This is a genomic window from Francisella hispaniensis FSC454 (assembly GCF_001885235.1).
Taxonomy (GTDB): domain Bacteria; phylum Pseudomonadota; class Gammaproteobacteria; order Francisellales; family Francisellaceae; genus Francisella; species Francisella hispaniensis.
In genome coordinates this window covers 1,271,920-1,296,696 of sequence record NZ_CP018093.1, presented here as the reverse complement: position 1 = coordinate 1,296,696, position 24,777 = coordinate 1,271,920, and the positions used below count along the sequence as shown (strand labels likewise).

Genomic DNA, 24,777 nt, shown 5'->3' with positions numbered 1-24,777 from the left:
GCTATTTCGTTCTTTTTGCATCTTATTGACATTCTTTATTTTAATGGAAATGAGCATTTATCTTGCAAAAAATAACAATTAATAATTCATTAATTTTACAGCAAATTATTATGTTATACTTTTTCAAATTTTAATTAATATAGCTGTAATGGAGGTTAATTTATGAAGCGTAATAATTTGGTAATGGAAAGAAAGAAAATTTTGATAGGGACGGCAATATTGTCTTCTGCGCTATTATTGGGAAGTTGTGGTGGGTCTGAAACTACTAGTGAGTTGCGCATGCTATATGAATGTAGTCTTGTAGAGAGAGTTGGTGATAAGGATGCTCTGTGTAGATTTGAATTGGCTAATGTTGAGGTGTCTCGCTATACGAATGTCTTAGGTAAGGTCGTAGAAAGGGTGCATAGTCAAACTACGGTGCGTGATAGTCAAGGACTAATTACATGGATACTGCCACAGGATGCTAGAGAGGCTGATAATAATGATGTTGTGTATGAATTTGGTTCTGGTTGTCAGGGTAATAATTGTACCAAAAACTCTAACCCTACCGCGTTTTGGCTACCAATTGGTAATAATGTGATAGGAGTGTCTGGTACCGGCACAGTTAATCGTAAAACTGTTGATTTGGTCACAACTGTGCCTGCTGCTGTGATAGATATTTTGGATTGGGAATGTCCGGACTGTTCTGGTGATAAGCATACTTGCTTTTGTTAGTGAATCGTTGAGAAGTTGCATAAATATGGAGCATGGATAGATGATGATAACTAAAAGAAAGTTTCTTATTCGAGTGGCAATAATCTTGCTAAGTATACTATTGGGGGGGTGTGGTAAGACAGAGACTACTAATGAACTACGCATAGTATATCAATGTAATACTGTAGATAACACTTTGATGGAATTTAATGATGATAGCGCTCTATGTAGGTTTGAGCTAGTTAGTGCTCAAGTATCTAGCTATACAAATGTCTTGGGTAGGACTATAGAAAGGGTGCAGAGTCAAACTCCAGTGCGTGATAGTCAAGGATCAATTACATGGATACTGCCACAGGATGCTACAGAGGCTGATAATGCTGATGTTGTATATAAATTCGGTTCTGGCTGTCAGGATGATAATTGTACTATAAATGCTAACCCTACTGCGTACAAAATACCTGTTGGTAACAATGTAATTAGGGTATCTGGCATTGTTAATGTTAATAGTAAAACCGTTGATCTGTCAACAGCTGTGCCTGCTGCTGTGATAGATGTCTTGTATATGAATTGTTCTGTTTGTTTAAAAAATCATTGGGGTTGTTGGTGTGAAGATGATGATACTGATATTGGTAATGCAGAGGAAGAAGGAGGTGATGTCTAGATTGTGGTCTAAATAAGTTGTGAATGCAAGATGATTGGTAATCATGTGATATGGAGATTTGTTATTGATTAGTCTCATCATGATGTTGCCTGATCTTTCTCAATCTTCTTGAAGAATACTTTTAAAAAAATATTTAACAATTATATATAACGGAGTTAATAAAATATGAAAAGTAATAACATATTGATAATGAAAAAGAAACTTTTGATAAGTGCAGCTATTGTATCTACTGCTACGTTATTAGGAAGTTGTGGTAAGACAGAGACTGCAAATGAATTACGTATAGTAGACGAATGTAATGAAAATAATGATTTGTGTAGGTTTGAGCTAGCTGATACTCAGGTGTCTCGCTATACAAATATCTTAGGTAAGACTATAGAAAGAGTGCTGAGCCAAACTCCGCTAAATGATATTCAAGGAACAGTAGGATGGAATGCATCAGCTGGAGCAAGTTTAGCTGATAATTCTGAAGTTCAGAGTGAATTAGGGTCTAGCTGTCAGGATAATGTTTGTACTCAAAATAGTAATTCCACAGCATTTAAGCTACCAGTTGGTAGTAATACAATAAGGGCATCTGGAACGGTTGCAATTGATGGTAAAACTGTTGATCTAGCTACAGATGTACCTCCTGTTGTGATAAATACATCGGTAGCTCGTAGTAGTGCTACGCATGTGTTCCCTACGGAATTAAATAGCTTGACTTTGCAGAAGATCGTTGATCATTTAAATAAGAATAGATATTACGCACATGGTACTTTTTCAGCGGATGGTAATAATATAAAGATTATATGTGATCCGGGCTATGTGTGGTTAGATGAGGCAAATCCTAGCTATGGTCAAGATTTTGTTTCGAAGATTGGCCGCAGTGTGTCAGTGGTGACTCATTTAAAAGGTAAAAAATCTAAAGAAGAATTCTTGGCGACTAGATATTTACATTCTGTGGATACGTTAAATGGATTTTCCTTGGATAATAGTAATAATAGGACTTGGACGATTGGTTGTTGGTCTGTTAAGGAGATCTAAAAATGTGAAGGTTTGTAATTTTTAGCTTGATATAAAGATGTCACATTTGTACATCTGTAGTGTCTAGCTAAATCTAATAATAATTTTTCAATATATGGAGTATAAGTTAATATGATGATAGCGAAAAATAGGCTATTAAATACAACTGCAATAATATTTGCTATTGAGTTATTAGGAAGTTGTGGTAAGACAGAGACTGCAAATGAATTGCGTATAGTAGATGAATGTAATGAAACCAATGATTTGTGTAGGTTTGAGCTAACTGATACTCGGGTGTCTCGCTATACAAATGTCTTAGGTAAGACTATAGAAAGAGTACAGAGTCAAGCTCCGCTAAATGATATTCAAGGGACAATAGGATGGAATGCATCAGCTGGAGCAAGTTTAGCTGATAATTCTGAAGTCCAGAATAGGTTGAGGGTCGGTTGTCAGAATAATATTTGTACTCAAAATGGTAATTCCACAGCATTTAAGCTACCAGCTGGTAGTAATACAATAAGGGCATCTGGAACGGTTACGATTGATGGTAAAACTGTTGATCTGGCTACAGATGTACCTCCTGTTGTGATAAATACATCAGTGACTGGTAGTAGCGTCCATGTATTTCCTACAGAATTAGAAGATGACTATAGTTTACAGTCTCTCATTAATGCTTTAAATCAAAATAGACATTACGCACATGGTACGTTTTTCGCGGATGGTAATAACCTAAAAATTCAGTGCGATCCAGGTTATGTGTGGTTGGATGATATAAATCCTCAGTATGGTGGGCAGGCTCAGTCAGCTACTAGTCGTAGTGTAGCGATGGTGAGTTGGGTTGGGGATTTGGATGAGTTTAGGGTTGATGAGTATAGGTTCTTACATTTTGATATGAGTAGTCTGACACTAAATGGGGTTAGATTAGGTGGTGTTGTGTTATGGGAGATGGGTTGTTGGCCGAGTTAATTAGAGAATTTTTTTAAGTAAAAGTAGTACGTCATTCCGTTGGGCTTGACCGCGGAGTCTATTGAAACAACTTGGTTTAAGCTATTTCGGCTAGTACTACATTTATACCTAGTTGGCTATATAGCGAAATTTGTAATAACTTCTCAATATAGGTAGGAGGTGTGGATAATATGATAATAATAAAAAAGAAGCTTTTGATTGCAATTTTAGTAATATCTAGTGTTGCTATATTAGCAAGTTACAGTACGGATACTGCTAGTGATATAAGTATAGTAGAGAAGTGTAATCATACTAAAGATCTCTGTAAGTTTAAATTGGCTAATGCTGAGTATCTCGGTATACAAATTTCTTAGTTAATAGTATCAAACTATATTCACAGTATGTTATTTCAATAACAGATGATAGTCTTTTTATTTATCCCAAAGTAAATTATCTTATCACGAATTTTTAATTTATATCATTTATATCTGGTTATATAAAGATGTCATATTGAATTCTGAATCAACCGAATTACATGTTTATTTTAATAGCTAACTATGTGTAAAAAATGTCATGCTAAATTTATTTGAGTATCTCAGTATAGTTGTTTATTTATATTAGTTAAAAATGATACGATGTTTATTAAATTGTGATAAACTGTATTAAAATTTTAAAAAATGCTAATTTGAGTGAAATTTTAAATTTCACGAATGTTGTATTTTTGAGGATGGGTTTTTGGTCGACTTAATCAGGTTTTTTTGTTTAAGTCTGCTGGATAAACTCTGACTAGGTTGTGTTATTTAGTTAAATCTGTAATAGCTGCTCAATATGGGGGAATGAATAATATGATGATACCAAAAACAAAACTTTTGATCGCGATTGTAGTAATAGCTATTGTTGCCGTATTGGCAAGTTATAGTACGGATACTGCTAGTGATATAAGTATAGTAGAGAAGTGTAATAACACTAAAGATCTATGTAAGTTTAAATTTGCTGATAATGAGTATTTTGGTATAGAAATTTCTTAGTTAATAGTATCAAACTATATTTCATTGTATGGTACTTCAATAACAGTTGGTAGTCTTTTTATTTATCCCAAAGTAAACTATCTTATCACGAATTTTTAATTTATATCATTTATATCTGGTTATATAAAGATGTCATATTGAATTCTGAATCAACCTAAGTGTATATTTGTTTTATATAGCTAAGCACGGATAAAAAATTTCATGCTGAATTTATTTGAGTATCTCATTATAAGTATTGAGATTCTGAAACTGGTTTAAATCTGACGATAAATAATATTTTTTTTCAAAAAAGCTTTTAGTTGGGGTTGTAATCCTGACTTACACTTTTCTTTTTAGAGTTGAAGAGATCCAAATTACTAATTATTTATTTACAGCAATAAAATATAGTACACTGAACTATTAAATTGTATATGATGTATTATTTTTATTATTTTACAGCAAATTTTTTTGTTATACTTTTTTTCAGCTATTTAGCTTTCTAATTAGCTGTAATGGAGTAATCCAAGAATGTTAATAATAATAAACAATTAAGGATATATGATATGATGATAACAAAAAAAAGGCTTGTGCTTGGGGCAGCCATAATATCTAGTGTTGCGGCATTAGCAAGTTGTGGTAAGACTACTACTGCTAAGGAGTTGCGTATAGTGGATAAATGTACTTCTGCTAAAGGTCTATGTGAGTTTGAGCTAACAGATGCTGTAGTGTCTCGCTATACAAATATCTTAGGTAAGACTATAGAGAGAGTAGAAAGTAAGACTCCACTCCATGATATCCAAGGAACAATTACATGGAATGCACCAGCTACTGCTAGTTTGGCTGATAATGCTACTGTTAAGAGTACCTTGGGTGTAAGCTGCCAGGGTGATAGCTGTACTGCAAATTCTAACCCTACTGCGTATAATCTACCAGTTGGTAGTAATACAATTAGTGTATCTGGTACTGTGACTGTTGATGGTAAAACAATTGATCTAGATACAGATGTGCAGCCTGTTGTGGTAGATACGAAGAAGCTTAATAATAGGTACGTGTTTGATACGGGTACATTACCATCTGGAGCGTCAATTCCAACTCTTGTAAATGCTTTAAATGAAGTCAATACTTATGCACATGGTGAGTTTTCGGATGGTACTGGAAATACATTAATAATCGACTGTGATGATGGTTATGGTTGGTTGGATGATGTAAAACCAAAATATGGAGATAAATTGCCTACTCCTGCTAATGGAGCTTCGTATGTGGAGTTCAATGTTAAGGATGCAAAATTCCAAAATAAAGAGGCTTTGAAAGATGGGGAAAGTACGTTTACTCAGAACGGTGCGCCATCGGGTGATGTGCTGTACTGGCAGGCCGGCTGTTGGAAGAAATAGCTCTTTAATCTAAATTTGGTCGATAACTTAGTGTAATGCTATAGTATCTACCAAAGTCTATAATTTCATTTTCAATAAAGTCTTAATTTTTCAATTTAATTTTAGTTATACACCAAAGCTCATGCTGAATTTATTTCATTATCTAGTAAGTGCTGATTTTATTGAGGTCTTGAGCTAGTTTGGGATGGCAGAGTGTACTACTTTTATACCTAGTATGCTATATCTATCAAGAAGTATTTATCTATTGCTAGCTATTTTTATAACTTTGTTATAGCATTAATAGCTTAAAAAACTTATTGATTAATTTTTATTTTAAAAGGTTGATTTTTATGACAGTAATGAAGTTTGAATTACTTAAAAAAGAAGGTAAAGCAAGAAGAGCAAAAATAAGTTTTCCTCGTGGTGATATTCAAACACCTGCATTTATGCCAGTAGGTACCTATGGCGCTGTGAAGTCTCTATCTCCGGTTGAGTTAAGGCAGATGGGGGCAGAGATTATTTTGGGCAATACATTTCACCTATGGTTACGTCCTGGCACAGAGATTATCAAAAAACATGGTTCACTACATGGCTTTAACGGTTGGGATAAGCCTATTTTGACAGATTCGGGAGGATTCCAAGTTTTTAGTCTAGGTAAAATGCGTAAGCTAACAGAAGATGGTGTGACATTTAAGTCACCTATCAATGGTTCTAAAGTATTTTTATCACCTGAGATATCAATGCAAGTACAAAGAGATTTAGGCTCAGATATCGTGATGTGTTTTGATGAATGTACGCCATACCCAGCCACTGAAAAGGAAGCTAAAGAATCTATGGAACTATCTATGCGCTGGGCAAAAAGATCAAAAGATGCTCATGGTGATAATCCATCGGCGTTATTTGGGATTATTCAAGGTGGTATGTATGAGCACTTACGTGATGAGTCGTTAGCTAAGCTAAAAGAAATTGATTTTGATGGTTTTGCTATCGGTGGTTTATCTGTTGGCGAGCCCAAGGAAGATATGATTAGGATACTTGATCATACTGCTCATCAAATGCCTGAAGATAAGCCAAGATATCTGATGGGAGTTGGCACACCAAAAGATCTGGTTGAGGCGGTATATCGTGGAGTAGATATGTTTGACTGTGTGATGCCATCTCGAAATGCTCGCAATGGTCATATCTTCACTTCAGAAGGAGTGATTAAAATCAGAAATTCTAAGTATAAAGATGATATATCGCCCCTAGATCCAAATTGTGATTGCTATACTTGTAAAAATTTCACTAAGAGTTATTTGCATCATCTTGACAAAACTAAAGAGATTTTAGGCTCAAGATTGAATACTATTCATAATTTGACTTTCTACCAAAATCTTATGAAATCTATCCGCAAAGCTTTAGATGAGGGTAGGTTTGCAGAGTTTAGAAAAGAGTTTTTGGCAAATTATAAATAAGCCTAACTATATATAACTAGACATAAAAGTAGTATATTCTGTCAATCCTGAACTAGTTTCAGAATCTCAATAAAATCAATACTTACTAGTGAGATAATGAAATAAATTCAGCGTGACATTTTTTTGTATAGTTAACTTTATTTGAAATAAGAAGTTAGTAACTCTTTAATTTTATCAAAATTTTCGGTTTCTGAATCTTTTGCCAAAAGATAATAAGATTTTCCTGTTGAGTAGCTTTGTTGTGGTGGAACATATAGAAAATCATTTTTGATATATTCTTCTATTAGAAGCCTATCAGTAACAAAAAAACCAATTCCTGAAAAACAAGCTTTGATGGCTTGTAGTGAATTTTTAAAAACAATTTTTTTATTGGCTTTAGCTAAAATATTATTATGTTGTTGCCAAAGTAGATAGTCATCGATACGAATTTTATCATCAACATAAATTAGTTTTTGTTGAGATATTGTCTCTAGACAGGTTTTGCCAATATGTTTGTTATTGCAGACTAATATTAATTCACCTTCGGCTAGTTTGCATTTGTTTGTATTGTTAAAGTCACTATCGATACCATACTCTATACTAATATCTATATCATCATAGCTAAAGTTTACTTTTCTTCCTAAGGTTACAAGTTGTATCTCTGTATCTGCTAGAGATTCTATCAACTCATCGAGTTTTGGAATCAACCAGTTTGCACATAAAGTGGTCATGCAGTTTATCGATAACTTCTTGGATTTTTGTTTTTTAAAAGATTCTGTTGAGTGATGAATTTGTGTTATTAAGGGCTCTATTTTTGCATAATACTCTCTAGCTAAATTTGTGATAATAAGCTTTCTTTTGTTAGTTATAAAGAGTTTTTTATCAAGATAGCTTTCTAGTTTTTTTATCGATTGGCTCACTGCAGAATGAGTCATAAATAGTTGCTCAGCTGCTCTTGTGTAGCTTTTAGTCTTCATCACAGCTATAAATACTGGTAAAGAATTTAGAGGAGGTAAATCGTTTCTTTTTATCATTTTTATGTAAGTAAAACTTACCTATATTGTAAGAATAATACGTTTTACACATTGATGCAATAGTTATATTATTTAGTCATACCAAACATAAACTGAATTAAATTGTGATTTCTTTTAATAATCTCGTTAGCTTTATTTTGATGATAATATCTGCAGCAATGATAGCTTTGGGATCTTTTGTTAGGAAAATTTTTGTTGGAATTGATGGTATTTATTTAGCAATGTTTGTTTGCTTTGTTGGTAGTAGTATCTTGATGTGGTGGGTTGTAAGTATTTCTTCATTTACAAAGATTATACCCCATGGCTGGAAATCGATATTTATCAGAGTGATATTTAGCATGCTAGCACAAGTATTATTATTTATAAGTTTAAGTAAAGGATCTTTGTTGATTACAATGTTACTGTTTAATACTAGTCCTTTGTTTATACCAGTGATACGTTTTGTATTTTTTAAAAAGGATATTAGTTATTTTAACTTTATCTGTATTATTGTCAGTTTTTTTGGTATTTACTTGATTTTAGGTACAGGTAGTGATGGTGCTAATATTTATACATTAAGCGCACTTTGTGCTGGTATTCTAAACGCTGCATCACAAGTTGTGCTACATAATGCAAGTCAAAAAGAAGATGTTTTTATTATAAATTTATGGATATATACGTTTATTGCTTTGGTAATGATTGCACTATTACCATTCGATAAATTTGCAATTGCAAATTTGAATAACTTATTTACCCAACCTATAATAATTTGGATGTGTATAGCGATAATAATATTTAGTATAAGTGCACAAATATTTAGAGTCAAAGCGTTTAAGTATACTAATGATCCAGCTCTTGTCGCTCCTGCAATGTACTTTTCAGTTATTGTTGCGGCGGTATTGGATATTGTTTTTTATAATACTAGTCTTAAAAGTTTAGAAGTATGTGGAATATTGATGATATGTGTGGCTAGCGTATTGTCATTGATAAAAAAAGCTTAAAGGAGAATAAAATGAAAAATACATTTGTAATAGTTGCTGATTTTATAAATGAAATCATTGATGAAAGGGGTGCTTTAGGTGTTCATAATGCACAAAGAATTAAGGATGGTAAAACTATGCAAAAAGCTAATAAGTTAATAGCTTGGGCAAGAGATAATAATATTCAAATTGCGCATGTGAAAGTAGGTTTTAGTAAGGGATATAAAGAATGTTCTAAAGTATCTCCTATGTTTGAAAAAGCCCCGGAGTATGGTATACTACAATTAAATACTTGGTCAACCGAATTTCATCACGAAATGGATGTCCAAGAGCATGATATAATTATCACAAAGCATCGCGTGAGTGCGTTATATGGTACAGATCTAGAACTTATATTACGCGCAAACAATATTGAGCATGTGGTTATTTGTGGGGTATCTACTAGTTATGTTGTAGAGTCTACTACCCGAGACTTACATGATCGTGATTTTAAGGTTACTGTGATAGCAGATGCTTGCAATGCAGCGACTCAACAAGCTCATGAAGCTAGTTTAGCAAATTTAACTAGAATAGCTAATATTATAAATATTGATGATTTTATTTCATGTTAGATTGTTATAAACAAGTATCACAATCTAGATTGTATCATGCTATAATACATCGTTCATTAAATTAAAAAATAAATATAAGCGAGAAATCATGAAAAAAAAAATTATAGTTTTCATGGCAGTATTGATGTCAATATTATTGTTCAACAGTGGTTATTCTATAAACGACACTGAGAATTTGTTGTATCTACAAGCATATTTCAATAATCGCAATGTTGAGAAAGTTGATGATTATCATCAGGAGATGACTCGTTATTCTGCAAATTTGAGAATTAATGATCATAAATAACTGAACTGTCTTCAAGCTAATATTTTGAGTATTTCTAATAAATTAATATTTGAGATATTCAGATTAAAGCTATATAAGTATCATTATATTGAACAAGTCATTTGTTGTGGTTATTAGTATAACTTGGATTATATAATTTTCTAATATCTCTGGTTGTTAAAACTTTTATAAGTTTATTAGTAGTGTTTAATTGATAAAGCATTACTACTAAGGTAAAATTCTTACGTTTAAAATTTAAAATCCTTAGGAGATAAAATGAGAAAATTATTATTGTCACTATCTGCAATCGTATTATTTGTGCCAACTTCATTTGCACAAGGAGCAGAGCAAGCTGCTGGTAGTCCGCTAAGCTCAATATTAATGCTTGTGGTATTTTTTGCTATCTTCTGGTTCTTATTAATCAGACCTCAACAAAAGAAAAACAAAGAATTGCGTAAGATGCTATCTGAGCTATCAAAAGGCGATGAAGTTGTAACTAATGGCGGTATGGTAGGCAAAATTGCTAAGATAGATGAAACATTTGTAGATTTAGAAGTTGCAGAGAATGTTACTGTAAAGATTCAAAGAAGTGCTGTAGCAAATATTTTACCTAAAGGTGCTACTAAAGCTTAATTAGCTATTCTACAAAATCTTTTTAATTTTTTTCTTTTTATTTAAAGGAATTTTCAATGAGTAACAACAGAAGTTTACCTATAAATCAGTTTCCGCTGTGGAAAAATCTTTTGATTGTAATTGTCTTAGCGTTAGCAATTTTTTATGCTTTGCCTAACGTTTTTGGTAAAAGCCCAGCTTTACAGATATCACAAAAAGATGCTGATGTGACCACACAGTTATTAGTAAGTATCGAGAGTACACTAGCTAAAGATAAAATTAGTTATCAAAAAGCTAATATAGCCGATGATAAAAGTAATATCGCGATAACCTTTAAAGACGTCCAAGAGCAGCTAAAAGCTAAACAAGCACTAAAAGATAGTTTGGGTAATGACTATATTATTGCTATGAATATGCTCTCGAATTCACCAAATTGGTTATCGGCATTAGGTGCTAATCCTATGAATCTAGGACTAGATTTACGTGGTGGGATGTACTTGATGCTAGAAGCTGATACAAAAACATCTATTGATGCTCAATTAGATAATTCCTTGGGCATAATTCTAAATGCTGCTAATGATAAGGGTATAAATATATCAAGCTCAACAAAAGCTGAAGAAAAATCAGCTATCAAAGCACCACAAAATTATCTTGATAATGGTTTTGTTTCGATAACTTTAGCAAATTCAGCTGATGTTGATAAGCTTAAACAGTATTTAAGTACTGATTTTACTAAGACTCAAGATCCTAATATAATCTATACTAGCAAAGGTAATACGCTATTTATTTCTTATAATAGTGCTAAAATCCTTCAGCTTAAGCAAGATGCAATATCTCAAGTTGTCACAGTTATGCGTAATCGTATCAATGCTTTAGGTGTGGCTGAAGCATCTGTTGCTCAAGCTGGTGATAATCGTGTAGTGATCGAAATACCAGGCTTGCAAGATGCTACCCAAGCTAAGCAAATTTTAGGAGGTACCTCTACAGCAAGTTTCTATCTAGTAAGTCCTGTCGCAGATAGATTGGCAGCTGAAGAGCAGGGTTATAAGGTTTATGCACTAGATAATGGTAGAGGCTATCAAAGCTATTATAGCCTAAAAGGTGCTGCTGTTGCTGGTGGTGCTGATATTATCGGGGCTAGTCCATCTGTAGATCATCAGACTGGGACTCCTATAGTAATGGTTGAGCTAGATAGAAGTGCAGCAAGTCATTTTAGACAGATTACAGGCAAAAATATTGGTAATCCAATGGGTGTAATGCTTGTCAATACTACTTATGAAAAAGTCAAAGATAAAGATGGAAAAGAGAGTAATGTAGTTAGTAAAACTGAGAAACTAATCAACGTTGCTACAATCCAATCTGCATTAGGTTCACAATTTCAGATCACTGGTCTAAATCAAAAAGAAGCAAATAACCTTGCGTTAATGATTAAATCAGGAGCTTTACAAGTGCCTGTACATATAGTTCAAGAGCAGCAAATAGGTCCAAGTTTAGGTAAGGATAATATTGAAAAAGGTATGCTCTCTATCGTGATAGCACTTGTAGCTGTTGTAGTATTTATATTAGTTTATTATCGCGTTTTTGGCGTCATAGCTAATATTGCATTAGTGATGAATCTAATCTTAATTGTAGCGGTGATGTCTATTATACCTGGTGCTACTTTGACACTACCAGGTATTGCTGGTATCGTCTTGAATTTAGGTATGTCAATAGATGGTAATGTACTAATATTTGAACGTATCAGAGAAGAGATTCGCGCTGGTATGCCTCGTCAAAGTGCAATACATATTGGTTATGAGAAAGCATTTACAACAATTGTAGATTCAAATATTACAACCTTGATTGTTGCAGTGATACTTTTCTTCATCGGTAGTGGTGCAGTCAAAGGTTTTGCAATCACATTAATGATAGGTATTGTCACATCTATGTTTACATCTGTTACTGTTTCAAGAGCGATGACAAATTTTGTTTATGGTAAGAGAAAGAAACTAGAAAAAATCTCTATAGGCATATAATTTTAGGTTGGGTTTATAATGGAATTTTTTAAACAAAAGACAAACATAGATTTTTTAGGAATTAAAAAATATACAACAGTTTTTTCTGTAATAATGATTGTTGTGTCATTATTTTTTATCTTTACTAAAGGTTTAAATCTTGGTTTAGATTTCACAGGTGGTTATCAAGTACAAATCCAGACATCCACTAAGTCACAAGACTCTGAAACTATGACTAAAGAGTTAGCCAAAGCTGGTTTTGAACATACAACTATTACTACTTTTGGAGATAATAATAACTTTCTTATTAAGTTTGCTCCTGATGAGGTCAACACAAAAGCAAAAAGCTTAGAAGATGCGCAACAATATCTCAAACAGCAAGTTGAAAGCTCGTTAAATGCGCAAGTTCAAAGTGTCAATTATATCGGTCCACAGGTTGGTAAAGAACTAGCAAGTAATGGTGTTTTAGCAATTATAATAGCAATGGTATGTATCTTAATTTACATAAGCGCTAGATTTGAGATGAAGTTCGGTATTAGTGCTTGTATTGCATTACTTCATGATCCTATAGTTATCTTAGGCATATTTTCGGCATTTCAGTTAGAGTTTGATTTGACTGTCTTAGCTGCAGTACTAGCTGTGATTGGCTACTCATTAAATGATACTGTTGTGATATATGACAGAGTACGTGAGAATTTCAGAAAAATGCGTAATGCTAGTGTCGTAGAAGTTGTCAATAGAAGTATTAATGATACTTTATCAAGAACTATTTTGACTTCTGGACTAACAATGTTAGTTGTAGTAGTACTGTATCTATTTGGTGGTAGTTCGGTACATAATTTCTCATTGGCTCTAATCTTAGGGATAGTAGTGGGTACATACTCATCTATATATGTCGCTGGTGTGGTAGCTGTTGCGCTAGGTTTAAATAGAGAATCATTACTTCCAAAGCAAGTATCTAAAGAAGATATTCCTATTCTGTAAATAAATCTTTATTATGGTTGCTAATGATTAAATAGTGTATAATTAAAATGAAGAATTAATAAAAGGAGCATTAATGAAAAAATTAGTTTTAGCAAGTTTTATGCTTGCTTTGGGTGTGAGTTCTAGTTTAGCTATGTCTGATAGTAAGCCGGTACAATCTCCAGCACAAAAGCAAGATGCTAAGCATCCACACAAGTTAGTTGATATATATAGCAAAGATGATCAAAGCTCTGATGTATCAGCTCAAATAACCCTTGAGAACCAAGATAATTATAATATATTTTATTGTAAGCAAAATAACTGGTGTGAAGTTGTTGATAAAAAAAATGGTAATACTGGTTGGATCAACTTAGATAAACTTAAGCAAGCTCAAGAAAAATTTGCTAAGTATGTACATAAGCAAAATGCAATAAAAAGATTAGAAGAGTATACTAAGGTTCAAGATCAAAAAATAGCTCAACTACATGCTATGATGATGCAAATGCAACAAGATTTTGCGCATGTATTAGAACAGCAACAAGCTCAAATTAATCAGCTAAAACAAGCATACTACTATCAGTAATATAAGCAAACGATAGGAGCCACATGGCTAACAAAAAATTATTACCAGCTACGAAAACGAAAACTTTACCAGTTGTATCTGATAATAATCTCAGTGCGTATTTAAATTTTGTCAATACTTTACCAGTATTATCACTAGAGCAAGAGCAAGAGCTAGCAAGACGCTATAAATATAAAAAAGATCTAGATGCTGCACAGCAACTTGTGTTATCACATTTGCGTTTTGTTACTAAAATAGCAAGAAACTTCTCAGGTTATGGACTTTCGATAGCGGATCTTATCCAAGAGGGTAATATTGGACTTATGAAAGCTGTAAGTAAGTTTGACCCTGAACAAGGTGTTAGATTAGTTTCATTTGCAGTTCATTGGATTAAGGCGGAAATGCATGATTATGTCCTAAAAAACTGGAAGATTGTCAAAGTTGCTACTACAAAAGCACAGCGTAAATTATTTTTTAATCTTAGAAGTAGTAAAGACAAAATTGGTTGGTTAAGTTCGGAGGATATAAAAGAGTTAGCTGAAGAGTTAGGTGTCAAAGAAGAAACTGTCATTGAGATGGAGAAAAGAATGTGTCAAGGTGATGCAAGTCTTGATTTACCATATACTGACGACGACGGTGAGCAAACTTCGCAGCAAAGCTTATATCTAGAAGATAAATCTTCAAATATTGAGCATCAAGTTGTCCAGCAAGATTACTATGATAATTTCAAAGCGATTGTAAAAGATGTTTTAAGTGGTTTTGATACACGTACAAAAGACATTATTATGTCGCGCTATCTACTTGATAACAAGGCAACTCTCCAAGATCTAGCTGCTAAATATAATATCTCAGCTGAAAGAGTACGCCAAATAGAAGAAGATGCTCTAGCTAAACTTAAAAAAGCTATCAAGAATCGCTCTTAAATTTTTAGTTCTTTATAGATTAATTATTCAAAAAAATACTAGTAGTTATGTTAATATAAACAACAATATAATTTTTTTTGAACTAAATAAATGAAGGATTTTATCCCACAAATAAAATCACAGATAAATCAACAGGTATATTTAGATGGCTCAAAGAGTATCTCAAATAGATCACTGATAATTGCAGCTATGGCGCAGGGTGAAACAAAATTTGAGAATTTGCCTAATAGTGCTGATGTCTTAGCATGTATTGCGGCGCTAAAGGAGTTAGGTTGTCAGCTAGAACATAGTCAGGACTCTAAAACTTTAGTTATTCAAGGTTGTAGCGGAGTATTTACGAACTTAGATGCCAAGATATTTTGTAATGAGTCTGGTACTTTGACAAGATTTATAATACCGATGTTAGCGGTGCAGCCTACAGGTAGATATTACGTATATGCTAAACAAAGAATGATGGATAGGCCCCTAGCAGATCAGCTAAGACCACTTGAAAAGCTAGGTATGACAGTAAACTATCATCAAAACAATCATGCTATGCCTTTGACAATAGTAGCTAAATCCTTAAGCGGCGGTAATATAGAAGTTGCTGGAGAAAAAAGCTCGCAATTTGCCTCAGGTTTGTTGATGGCAGGACCATTTATGTACGATGGTCTAAGGCTGAATTCTATCACGGATCATAAGCAACCATATCTAGATATGACGACAAAAGTTATGGTAGAATTTGGTGTGAAAGTTGATATTGATGAAAATATCTATACCGTCACCAAATCTCAATATACTTCTCCTAGTAACTATGTAGTTGAGCCAGATATTTCTACAGCATCTTACTTTTGGGCATTTGCAGCTATTACTGGTTCAACTATTAAGGTTATGCATGTTACTAAAAACTCTAAGCAAGGTGATATTAAATTCTTAGAAGTACTCGAAAAGATAGGCTGTCAAGTTAATTACCACAATGATGGTATAGAAGTTACGGGTAGTAATGAACTTCATGGTATACAAGTTAATATGCGTAATTTCTCTGATACTTTCATGACTCTTGCAGCTATTGCTTGCTTTGCTAAAGACGATACGCATATTTCAGGTCTTAGTCATACACGTGGCCAAGAATCAGATCGTATTGCAGCTATGGCAGAGGGGCTTACCAAGCTTGGTATCTATGTGGAGACTACTCAAGATAGTATATTAATCTCGCCAGCTAGGAGTAAATTTAAGCCAGCTGAAGTTGATAGCCACAATGATCATCGTATCGCTATGTCTTTAGCGCTTTTAGGGTTAAAATACCAAGGTGTAATAGTAAATAATGCAGCGGCTGTAAGTAAAACCTGCCCTGATTATTTTGATAGAATGAGAGCATTGGTAGGGTAGGTATGATAAAAAAAGAGCGTATTATAACCAGATATCTAAGTCAAAGATGGTATAAAAAGGCTCTTATTATCACAGCGACAGAGAGTAATTATTTTCATAATATAAATGTCCTAAAACTTGTTGTATGTTCAGGATATCTAAAGAATCAGTTACCATTTGGATGTGTTTTTGATATAGAGGCTTGGCCTTTTGAAAATAAATTTTTTGATCTTATCATCCTTGATGAAAGCTTTGTAAGTTGTCCAAAACAGATGAGGGCACTATTTAATCAATTACATTTTTGTTTGTCAGATGATGGTGAGGTTATAGTTGCTTGTGTTGGTGGTATTAGTCTATATGGTTTGTTATCACGTTTTTTGGCAAATGGCTTTATTAGTAAAAAAGTTAGATTAATAAACTATACTAACAATTTTATAGTAAATATGATCAAGAAAATAGTTAGTAAAAATTATGTTGTAGTCTTTAAGAAAGATAATTATTTTAGGGTTGACCCTTTGAATGTCAGCGAACTTGTTGATAAACCATTAAAGGCTAAAGTGTATAGTGGTGGTTGCGCTAGGGAAATATATGGAAATTTTCAAAAAGAAAAATAGGGTCATTGCTTATACAGATGGTGCTTGTAAAGGCAATCCTGGAATTGGCGGCTGGGGAGCTATCCTTAGTTATAATGGTATAGATAAAGAGATATATGGTAGTGAAAAAGATACTACAAATAATAGAATGGAGCTAATGGCCGCAATCAAAACGCTCCAAGCTCTAAAAAGAAAGTGTGATATAACAATTTATACTGATTCTAAATATCTTCAAAATGGTATTAACGAATGGTTAGCAAATTGGAAAGCTAATGGTTGGAAAACAGCTGCCAAGAAAGAAGTCAAAAATAAAGATCTTTGGCAAGAGCTTGATAGTCTGACAAGTAAGCATAATGTAACATGGAGCTGGGTAAGAGGTCATAGTGGTAATGCTGGTAATGAAAAGGCAGATGAGTTAGCAAACAAAGCTATTGCTGAGCTAATGGGGAAATAAAATGAAAGATCTTAAAAATCGCGGTAATAAAAAAATTTTAGTCCTATATACTGGTGGTACTATAGGTATGGTTAGTACTGAACAGGGCTATGATGTCAAACCTGGTTATCTTAGCGAGACAATTGCGGGTATTAGAGATTTTTATCATTATAATATGCCGCAATTTGAGATTAAAGAGTACGATGAACTTATAGATTCGTCTAACATTAATCCTAGAAAATGGCTTTCATTAGCTTTAGATATTATTAGAAATTATCAAGATTATGATGGCTTTGTAATTCTACATGGCACAGATACTCTTGCTTATACTGCTTCTGTACTGTCATTTATGCTTGGTGAACTGCAAAAACCAGTAATTGTCACAGGGTCACAAATTCCAATCTCAAAGATTAGATCAGACGCAATATCAAATATTCTTAATAGTCTAATATTTGCTTGTAGTGATGATATCAAAGAAGTATGTGTATATTTCAATCAAAAGCTAATGCGTGGTAACAGGACTACAAAAATATCAGCGACTGATTTTGATGCTTTTGCTTCACCAAACTATCCTGCATTGGCAAGAGTTGGTATAGATATAGTTGTTAGGCAAGAAAAATTATGGCAGCGTGCCGATACCTTTAGTCAACCTAAGTTAGAAACTTTTGCTGTACCAAAAATTGCTATCTTAAATGTCTTTCCTGGTATGGGTAATGATATTTTAGAAGCTGTACTTGAGCCACCATTACAAGGTTTAATTCTTAAGACTTATGGCGCTGGTAATATGATTAATGATCCAAGTATACATATGACACTAAAAAAAGCTAATGATAGAGGTGTTGTGATAGTAAACTGTACGCAGTGTTTGTATGGTAGTGTGAAAATGGATGCTTACAGGGCGGCTAGAGGACTTATTGAAGCAGGTTTGGTTTCTGGTTATGATATGACAGATGAGGCAGCTTTAGGCAAGTTATTTTATTTATTAAGCCAGCCTAATATGACACAGCAAGATGTCAAAGAAGCTTTTAATGTTTCATTACAAGGCGAAGTAACGATATAACTTAAATATAAATAGTAAAAAGCTTATACTCATAACTAATACTAATAATAATTTCAAGGAGATAAAATGAGTGATATTTCTGAGTTGATAAAAGGCAATAGAGCATGGGCTGAAGAGATCAAAAAAACAAATCCAGGTTTTTTTGAAACTTTATCTAAAGGTCAGTCTCCAGAATACCTTTGGATAGGCTGTTCAGATAGTCGAGTACCTGCAAACCAAGTTTGTGGTTTGATTCCAGGTGAGGTTTTTGTCCATCGTAATGTTGCAACGTTGTTTCACTTACAGATTTAAATTGCTTGTCAGTGTTACAGTTTGCTATTGAGGTTTTAAAGGTTAAGAAAATAATAGTATGTGGTCACTATGCTTGTGGTGGTGTTGAGACTGTTGTCAAAGATAAAAGCTATGGTCTAATTGATAACTGGCTAACATCTATTCATGAAGTTAAAGAACAAAATAAACAATTTATTGAAGAGTCATTATCTTGTTATAAAGATAATCAAGAAGAATACATGAAGAAAAAAGTAGATATGATGTGTGAGCTAAATGCACTTCATCAAGCTCTAAATCTTTGTAAGACTACAGTGGTAAAAGATGCTTGGGCAAAGGGTCTTAATTTCACTATCCATGCAGCTATATATGGTATCGGTGATGGCAAACTATATGAGATTGGTGGTGGTGTAGGCTCAAGAGCAGAGATGGATGCTACTTATGCTCAAGCTATCAAAGACATCAAATCTAGATATTGTAGATAATCTAATTCTGTTGATTTTTCATATTTGTTAGAATACTTATATATAAGTAATATATAACCACAGACATATAATTTTATAATTGAATCAATTATAGTCTACTAGGCATAAAAAGTAGTAAATTCTGTTTTTCTGAACTAGTTTCAGGATTTTAATAAAGTGAGATACTAAGATAAACATCTCCTGAACTTTATTGAGTATTCAACGAGACACTTTTATGTGTAGCTAGTTATATCTATAGATTAAAATATTAATTTTATTTTTGAATGAGAGTATATCTAAAATTTTAATATCTGTTTTTATTTCTAAGATATCCATTTGTAAAAATAATCGTCATTATAATATCAAAGCTAACTGGAAGAGTTGCTAGAGTTACATCATGATTATAAAAAGCATTATATATTATAGCTATAATAGCTGATATACCAAAATATACTGCTTGAAAAAAAAGTCCTTGGATACATTTAATTGCTAATAACGCCAAGCCAATAATTCCAAGAATATCAAATAATAGAAAGCAAGTAATTTCTATTTTAGTAAAACTGTCTTCAGAGATTATAAATATTGTTAATAAAACAAAACTAGAGATAATTACTAATAAGAATAATGATATATAAACTTTGTTATATTCAGATATATTTTTAGTCTTAATTTTCAAGCATAATGAAATAATTAATCCTAATACGGCTATAGCAATATTATAATATTCGGCTTCGAGACTATAAAAATAGTTAATTATTGAAAAGTTATTATAAAGAAAAAATGTGCTAGAACTAATAATAATGCTTGTAATATAGAATAGCCAAGCATCTTTGCTGAATTTAGAAATTTTAATAGCATAAATTATTGCCAAGATATCAGAAAGTATATTTATAAGTATAAAAGAGTTCATTTTAATTATTTATGATTAACTTAAATGTAATATTATCATAATGCTATGTAATCATATACAATGTTACTGTGAAAACCTTTGATACCTTGTTAACATCGTTTGATTACCACTGACACCACCACAATGGATATATATAATTGGTTTTGGTAGTCGATGATATTTTACTAATAAAGTACGCCAAGCAATAGGATCATAGAGTAAATCAAATTCGATCTTTGTTTCTCTAAGTAGTTTTAGGTAAATATTGTAGTTGGCTATATCTAATTGACCAAAGTTATTTTTAAAATTTGGTGAGATAATCTTAGGTTGAGCTAATTCAGCATCTATACTAGCAAATTGTTCTTTTAGATAGTCTGAACTACCGACACATGGGATTGTGTAGACTTTATTTGGCAGATATTTCTCAAGATATAGCGCTGTTGTACCTGTACCAGATGCTATGACGACACTATAGTCATCGATATTATTTTTTTGGCAATATTTTTTAATCTCTTTAGCACATTCTGCAATACCTTGTTCTGCATTAGGATTTCTACCACCTTGATCAAAAAAATAGAGACTACTATCTATATGGTAATTTGCTTTTATATTTTCTAAATTTAGGTGGCTTGTGGTTTCAAATAGCTGCATACCGTTATCTAATGCTAGCTTTAAGTTACCATTTTTAGTTTGTTCAAGAAACTTAGGTAGAGGTTTTATCCAGTAATGAAAACTCCAACCTTTAAGCTTAGCTAGCTGTGATAATGCCAACATAAAGTTAGATTGATTGCCACCAAAAGATACAATTGTGTCGATATTAAAGTATTTATCAGGATTGTTTAAAATATAGGCAAGTTTTCTAGCTTTGTTACCTGAAAAGATAGGGTGACTTAGGTCATCCCGCATTACGATAAAATCTTTATTTTCAAAAGATATTTGCTGAAATAGGGATAACATCTAGAAAATTATTCTTCTAGAAGTTCAAACTCATCTTTACTAACACCACAGTCAGGACATTCCCAATCCTCAGGGACATCTTCCCATCTGGTACCTGGTTCTATACCATCTTCTGGCCATCCCTCAGCTTCATCATAAATCAAACCACAAACGATACAAATGTATTTTCTATATTCCATAATTAACTCTAAAAAATGATTAATAATATAAAAAGTTGCAATATTTTATCATTATAAAAATCGTATATCTAGTATCTTATTAAAACATTACAAAAGGTTATACTTAGATTCATCAACATCTATTTTACGTGATTTATTCGAAAAAAATATTATGTTATTTTCAACGAAAAGATCGGTTATTTGTTTAGGAATATCTTTATCTAAATGTCTTCTAATAAGACGATAAAATGCATCCTTATTATTTTCATTAAAATGTTTTTTAAATGTTTTGTTGACAACACTCTCATGACAGGCGAGAAATTTTTTTATGCGTATTTTTGGATCAGTATTGCTAGTACCTGTATCACATTGTGTAGGGGCGGTAGTTGCTATATTGAATCCTTTGCGGGTATAGTATGAAGCAATACCTCTAAAAATTCTATCGTTACTAAATATCGTAATACTAAGGTAAGTACGAAAATCACGATAGCGTTCGACATATTCACCAACTTTGGCACAAATGTAGCCATCCATATTATCTTTATTACCTTCACCATAGATAATTGGTACTAGTTCAAAGTTATGATATATTTCAGTTTTGTTAAAGTTAGACTCTAGTTCTTGGCTATTGGTAAAAACTATTACTCTATCGAAATTACCTGCAGATATATGTGCAAAATTATTGTAGTTTTCAGAGTCTACTATTGCTAGTTTAAGATATTCCATAATTATTAAACTCCTTTTACTAGCTGATATTATCTATTTTAACCTAAAAGCTGTGTTATTAGCTATATTTTGTTAAAATTATACTAATTTAGTAAAGTTTATGGTTTATTATGATTGATTTTAAATACACTTATAGTCACTTATCAGAGCAGTTCTACTCACCCCAAACAGTATACAAATATCCTAATGCAAGATTACTAATTTTAAATGATTGTTTAGCCACAGAATTAGGTCTAGATTTAGCCAATAAATCAGAACAGCAATTATTAGAGATTCTTTTAGGTTACAGTAGTCAAAGACCAATTTCACAAGCTTATGCTGGACATCAGTTTGGTAATTTTACAATGTTAGGCGATGGACGTGCTATATTAATTGGCGAATATAAAAAGCCAAATGGTGAGCTGGTTGATTTTCATCTAAAAGGAGCAGGATTAACAAAGTTTTCACGCGGTGGAGATGGTAAAGCAGCTTTAGCACCAATGCTTAGAGAATATATAGTTAGTGAAGCTATGTATAATTTAGGTATACCAACTAGTCGTATCTTAGCTGTTATAACCACGGGTGAAAATATTCAAAGAAACCAGCTACAACAAGGTGCAATAGCTGTTAGAGTTGCTAGTAGCCATATAAGGGTTGGTACTTTTCAGTATGCAGCAATGCTTGGTGAGAATTATAGTCAGGAGTTATTAGACTATACAATTACAAGACATAATATTCCCTATAATGATAATAAGGCTTTGAGTCTACTTGATTATGTAATTGATAAACAAACAAGTTTAATAACACAGTGGGAAAGAGTTGGTTTTATTCATGGTGTGATGAATACCGACAATATGACCATTTCAGGAGAAACTATAGATTATGGTCCTTGCGCATTTATGGATAGTTATGATCCTGATACAGTTTTTAGCTCGATTGATCGTGACGGCAGATATGCTTTTGCCAATCAAGCATCAATCGCTGGATGGAATATTGCAAGGTTAGCGGAAAGTTTATTGAAACTTATTTCAGCAGATGAAGAAGAGGCAATTAAATTGGCTCAAGATAAATTGCAAAGCTATTCGGAAATCTATAAGGATAAATGGAAAAAAATGTTTCTTGCTAAGCTAGGATTTAGTATTGATAAAGCATGTCATGATGAAATGATTTCAGATTTACTTATAGAGATGTTTAAATCTAAACTAGACTATACTAACACCTTTTATAATTTAACTTATAAAAATTTTGTAGAATTAAAAGATAGTGGTTTAGGAGAATGGTTAGACAAATATACGCTCGATAATCAAATAAATTTTGCAAATATGAAGAAGATAAATCCCGTAATTATTCCTCGCAATCATCAAGTAGAGAAAGCACTTAAGTCTGCTAAAGATGCTAAGCTTGGTAATTTATATAATCTTGTAGCAGCACTTAAAACACCTTATGAATTTAATAATCTAACTAAGAGCTATATGACAGAGCCGACCGAAGAAGAAAAAGTTAGATTTACTTTTTGTGGTACTTAAACTTGAGGTATATAAGAAATACTTAACCAATCTAAGAAACTTTGGTAGTTTTATCAACAATAATAGCTGTTGTCATACTACCATGAATGTTAAGTGGTGTTCTAAAGCTATCTATAATAGCATCAACACCAATGATTAAAGCAATCATCTGCCAAGGTAGTCCAAAATAAGAAAAAACAACACCAGCCGCAACAAAAGCTGTACCAGGTATGCCAGATACGCCAAGTGAAGCTAGCATACAGATTAGCGAAATTAGCACTATTGTTGAGAAAGTAATATCAGCACCAGTAGCATTCATAGCCATGATTGCTAATACTGCTGGAAATACACCTGCACAGCCATTCATTCCTAGAGTTGTACCCATAGTTGGTGCAAATGTAGCAATACTACTAGTAGTACCATATTTATTTAAACCATCAATTGATAGTGGTAGTGTACCCATACTTGATCTAGAAGTAGCAGCTACAAGCATAGCTTTCCAAATACTTTTGTAGAATCTAACAATATTAGTTCTAAATAAGATTAGAAGACCAATGTGTATTATCAGAACAATAATTAAGGCAATATAACAAGTTAAAATGAAGTATAAGACCGTTGAGATACTGTTCTTATCAAGTTCAATACTCATTTGTACCATTAAGCCAAGTACACCGTATGGGGTGATAGCAATAATCATTCTAGCTAATTTTTTTATCACAAAAAATGCTGAATCAACAAAACTGATGAAAGGTGCTGCTAACTTACTATCTTCACGATGTGCAATTAGCATTGAAAAACCAAGAAGTATCGCAAATATTACTACAGCCATTACATTATTATTATCCATTTGATGGAAAATATTATCAGGTAGGAAGCCTAAAATAGTTTCAGATATACTTGAGGTCTTAATATCTTTAGTAAAATTGCCTGTGATAGATGCGATATCTATACCCTGTCCTAAATGCATAATAACAGCAACACTAGCACCTATTGCAGCACTTATACCAGTTAAGATTAAAAGTATCGCTATAGTTTTATAGGCAAATCTTATAACATAAGATCCTTCATAGTTTTTTAGGTTAATTACTGAGTGAGTTATCGAGGTTAGTACGATAGGGATTATTAACATTTTAAGTAAAGAAATATAACCATCACCTAAGATATTACTAATTTGTATGAAGCTATTACTATAATAATTAGTAGAATTATAGATAATACCAATAACAACACCGATTATTAATGCTAGTATAGTCCGGAAATTAAAGCTAACTTTTTTTAGGTGAAGATATACCAAAATTAGTAAAGAAATTATAAGTAAAATTGCCATATGCAAGTCCTTAGAATAGAAGATTAATAGCTGTGAAT

General features: G+C 32.6%; 27 protein-coding genes and 1 pseudogene. 22 read left to right on the top strand and 6 right to left on the bottom strand.

Annotation, left to right across the window (positions count from 1 at the left end):
* Window positions 1–162: 162 nt before the first annotated feature.
* The 8 genes from FSC454_RS06365 (at window position 163) to tgt (ending at window position 7,132) form a co-directional block, all read left to right on the top strand.
* A complete protein-coding gene (locus FSC454_RS06365) occupies window positions 163–714 on the top strand; it encodes a DUF3281 family protein (RefSeq protein WP_066046170.1) in 552 nt (183 codons plus the stop codon).
* 40 nt (window positions 715–754) lie between these two features.
* Entirely contained in the window at window positions 755–1,354 is a 600-nt protein-coding gene (locus tag FSC454_RS06360) for a DUF3281 family protein (RefSeq protein ID WP_066046167.1), read from the top strand.
* Between the two features lie 165 nt (window positions 1,355–1,519).
* On the top strand, window positions 1,520–2,377 hold the full coding sequence (locus tag FSC454_RS06355) for a DUF3281 family protein (protein ID WP_066046164.1): 858 nt from the start codon (window positions 1,520–1,522) through the stop codon (window positions 2,375–2,377).
* 114 nt (window positions 2,378–2,491) lie between these two features.
* Window positions 2,492–3,322, top strand: coding sequence for a DUF3281 family protein (locus FSC454_RS06350; protein WP_414842597.1), 831 nt, complete (start codon window positions 2,492–2,494; stop codon window positions 3,320–3,322).
* Window positions 3,323–3,492: 170 nt separating this feature from the next.
* Window positions 3,493–3,675, top strand: coding sequence for a DUF3281 family protein (locus FSC454_RS06345; RefSeq protein WP_197456258.1), 183 nt, complete (start codon window positions 3,493–3,495; stop codon window positions 3,673–3,675).
* Between the two features lie 471 nt (window positions 3,676–4,146).
* Window positions 4,147–4,329 (top strand): DUF3281 family protein, encoded by a 183-nt coding sequence (locus FSC454_RS06340; RefSeq protein WP_082810698.1) that lies wholly within the window; start codon window positions 4,147–4,149, stop codon window positions 4,327–4,329.
* 545 nt (window positions 4,330–4,874) lie between these two features.
* Window positions 4,875–5,699 (top strand): DUF3281 family protein, encoded by an 825-nt coding sequence (locus FSC454_RS06335; RefSeq protein WP_066046218.1) that lies wholly within the window; start codon window positions 4,875–4,877, stop codon window positions 5,697–5,699.
* A 329-nt stretch (window positions 5,700–6,028) separates the two neighbouring features.
* Window positions 6,029–7,132 (top strand): tRNA guanosine(34) transglycosylase Tgt, encoded by a 1,104-nt coding sequence (gene tgt, locus FSC454_RS06330; protein ID WP_066046155.1) that lies wholly within the window; start codon window positions 6,029–6,031, stop codon window positions 7,130–7,132.
* 137 nt (window positions 7,133–7,269) lie between these two features.
* On the opposite strand, the gene FSC454_RS06325 is transcribed toward tgt, so the two are convergent.
* The gene (locus tag FSC454_RS06325) at window positions 7,270–8,145 is read right to left on the bottom strand and encodes a LysR family transcriptional regulator (protein WP_066046152.1); all 876 of its coding nucleotides are present in this window, start codon (window positions 8,143–8,145) and stop codon (window positions 7,270–7,272) included.
* Window positions 8,146–8,249: 104 nt separating this feature from the next.
* Between FSC454_RS06325 and FSC454_RS06320 the strand changes: the two genes are divergently transcribed.
* From FSC454_RS06320 to FSC454_RS06260, 13 genes and pseudogenes are all read left to right on the top strand, one after another.
* Window positions 8,250–9,125 (top strand): DMT family transporter, encoded by an 876-nt coding sequence (locus FSC454_RS06320; protein ID WP_066046149.1) that lies wholly within the window; start codon window positions 8,250–8,252, stop codon window positions 9,123–9,125.
* An 11-nt stretch (window positions 9,126–9,136) separates the two neighbouring features.
* Window positions 9,137–9,715 (top strand): cysteine hydrolase family protein, encoded by a 579-nt coding sequence (locus FSC454_RS06315; protein WP_066046146.1) that lies wholly within the window; start codon window positions 9,137–9,139, stop codon window positions 9,713–9,715.
* Between the two features lie 88 nt (window positions 9,716–9,803).
* Window positions 9,804–10,001 (top strand): hypothetical protein, encoded by a 198-nt coding sequence (locus tag FSC454_RS06310; RefSeq protein WP_066046143.1) that lies wholly within the window; start codon window positions 9,804–9,806, stop codon window positions 9,999–10,001.
* Window positions 10,002–10,256: 255 nt separating this feature from the next.
* Window positions 10,257–10,613, top strand: a complete 357-nt coding sequence (gene yajC, locus FSC454_RS06305) for a preprotein translocase subunit YajC (RefSeq protein ID WP_066046141.1) — start codon at window positions 10,257–10,259, stop codon at window positions 10,611–10,613.
* Between the two features lie 56 nt (window positions 10,614–10,669).
* Complete coding sequence (gene secD / locus FSC454_RS06300; protein ID WP_066046138.1) at window positions 10,670–12,607, top strand: protein translocase subunit SecD; 1,938 nt, start codon at window positions 10,670–10,672, stop codon at window positions 12,605–12,607.
* An 18-nt stretch (window positions 12,608–12,625) separates the two neighbouring features.
* The gene (secF, locus tag FSC454_RS06295) at window positions 12,626–13,570 is read left to right on the top strand and encodes a protein translocase subunit SecF (protein WP_066046135.1); all 945 of its coding nucleotides are present in this window, start codon (window positions 12,626–12,628) and stop codon (window positions 13,568–13,570) included.
* A gap of 73 nt (window positions 13,571–13,643) precedes the next feature.
* Window positions 13,644–14,132 (top strand): SH3 domain-containing protein, encoded by a 489-nt coding sequence (locus FSC454_RS06290; protein WP_066046132.1) that lies wholly within the window; start codon window positions 13,644–13,646, stop codon window positions 14,130–14,132.
* A gap of 23 nt (window positions 14,133–14,155) precedes the next feature.
* Window positions 14,156–15,034, top strand: coding sequence for an RNA polymerase sigma factor RpoH (rpoH, locus tag FSC454_RS06285; protein WP_014548091.1), 879 nt, complete (start codon window positions 14,156–14,158; stop codon window positions 15,032–15,034).
* Between the two features lie 90 nt (window positions 15,035–15,124).
* Window positions 15,125–16,402 carry a 3-phosphoshikimate 1-carboxyvinyltransferase gene (aroA, locus tag FSC454_RS06280; protein ID WP_066046130.1) on the top strand — a complete coding sequence of 426 codons (1,278 nt, stop codon included), beginning with the start codon at window positions 15,125–15,127 and terminating at the stop codon, window positions 16,400–16,402.
* Between the two features lie 2 nt (window positions 16,403–16,404).
* A complete protein-coding gene (locus tag FSC454_RS06275; RefSeq protein ID WP_066046127.1) occupies window positions 16,405–16,995 on the top strand; it encodes a class I SAM-dependent methyltransferase in 591 nt (196 codons plus the stop codon).
* On the top strand, window positions 16,970–17,428 hold the full coding sequence (rnhA, locus tag FSC454_RS06270) for a ribonuclease HI (RefSeq protein WP_066046124.1): 459 nt from the start codon (window positions 16,970–16,972) through the stop codon (window positions 17,426–17,428). Before FSC454_RS06275 ends, rnhA begins: the two co-directional genes overlap by 26 nt.
* A 1-nt stretch (window position 17,429) precedes the next feature.
* The gene (gene ansA / locus FSC454_RS06265; protein WP_066046121.1) at window positions 17,430–18,467 is read left to right on the top strand and encodes an asparaginase; all 1,038 of its coding nucleotides are present in this window, start codon (window positions 17,430–17,432) and stop codon (window positions 18,465–18,467) included.
* A 66-nt stretch (window positions 18,468–18,533) separates the two neighbouring features.
* Window positions 18,534–19,219 (top strand): annotated as a pseudogene (locus tag FSC454_RS06260) (carbonic anhydrase).
* A 283-nt stretch (window positions 19,220–19,502) separates the two neighbouring features.
* Here the strand turns inward: FSC454_RS06260 and FSC454_RS06255 are convergent.
* The 4 genes from FSC454_RS06255 to FSC454_RS06240 form a co-directional block, all read right to left on the bottom strand.
* Window positions 19,503–20,108 (bottom strand): hypothetical protein, encoded by a 606-nt coding sequence (locus FSC454_RS06255; RefSeq protein WP_071794815.1) that lies wholly within the window; start codon window positions 20,106–20,108, stop codon window positions 19,503–19,505.
* 63 nt (window positions 20,109–20,171) lie between these two features.
* Window positions 20,172–21,044 (bottom strand): 1-aminocyclopropane-1-carboxylate deaminase, encoded by an 873-nt coding sequence (locus FSC454_RS06250; RefSeq protein ID WP_066046717.1) that lies wholly within the window; start codon window positions 21,042–21,044, stop codon window positions 20,172–20,174.
* An 8-nt stretch (window positions 21,045–21,052) separates the two neighbouring features.
* Complete coding sequence (locus FSC454_RS06245) at window positions 21,053–21,223, bottom strand: rubredoxin (protein WP_003018715.1); 171 nt, start codon at window positions 21,221–21,223, stop codon at window positions 21,053–21,055.
* A gap of 87 nt (window positions 21,224–21,310) precedes the next feature.
* Window positions 21,311–21,928, bottom strand: coding sequence for a PIN domain-containing protein (locus FSC454_RS06240; protein ID WP_014548099.1), 618 nt, complete (start codon window positions 21,926–21,928; stop codon window positions 21,311–21,313).
* 110 nt (window positions 21,929–22,038) lie between these two features.
* On the opposite strand from FSC454_RS06240, the gene FSC454_RS06235 reads away from it, so the two are divergent.
* Window positions 22,039–23,433, top strand: a complete 1,395-nt coding sequence (locus FSC454_RS06235) for a protein adenylyltransferase SelO (protein ID WP_066046720.1) — start codon at window positions 22,039–22,041, stop codon at window positions 23,431–23,433.
* Window positions 23,434–23,464: 31 nt separating this feature from the next.
* Here FSC454_RS06235 and FSC454_RS06230 read toward each other — a convergent pair whose 3' ends face one another.
* Entirely contained in the window at window positions 23,465–24,739 is a 1,275-nt protein-coding gene (locus tag FSC454_RS06230) for a dicarboxylate/amino acid:cation symporter (RefSeq protein WP_066046722.1), read from the bottom strand.
* Window positions 24,740–24,777 lie beyond the last annotated feature (38 nt).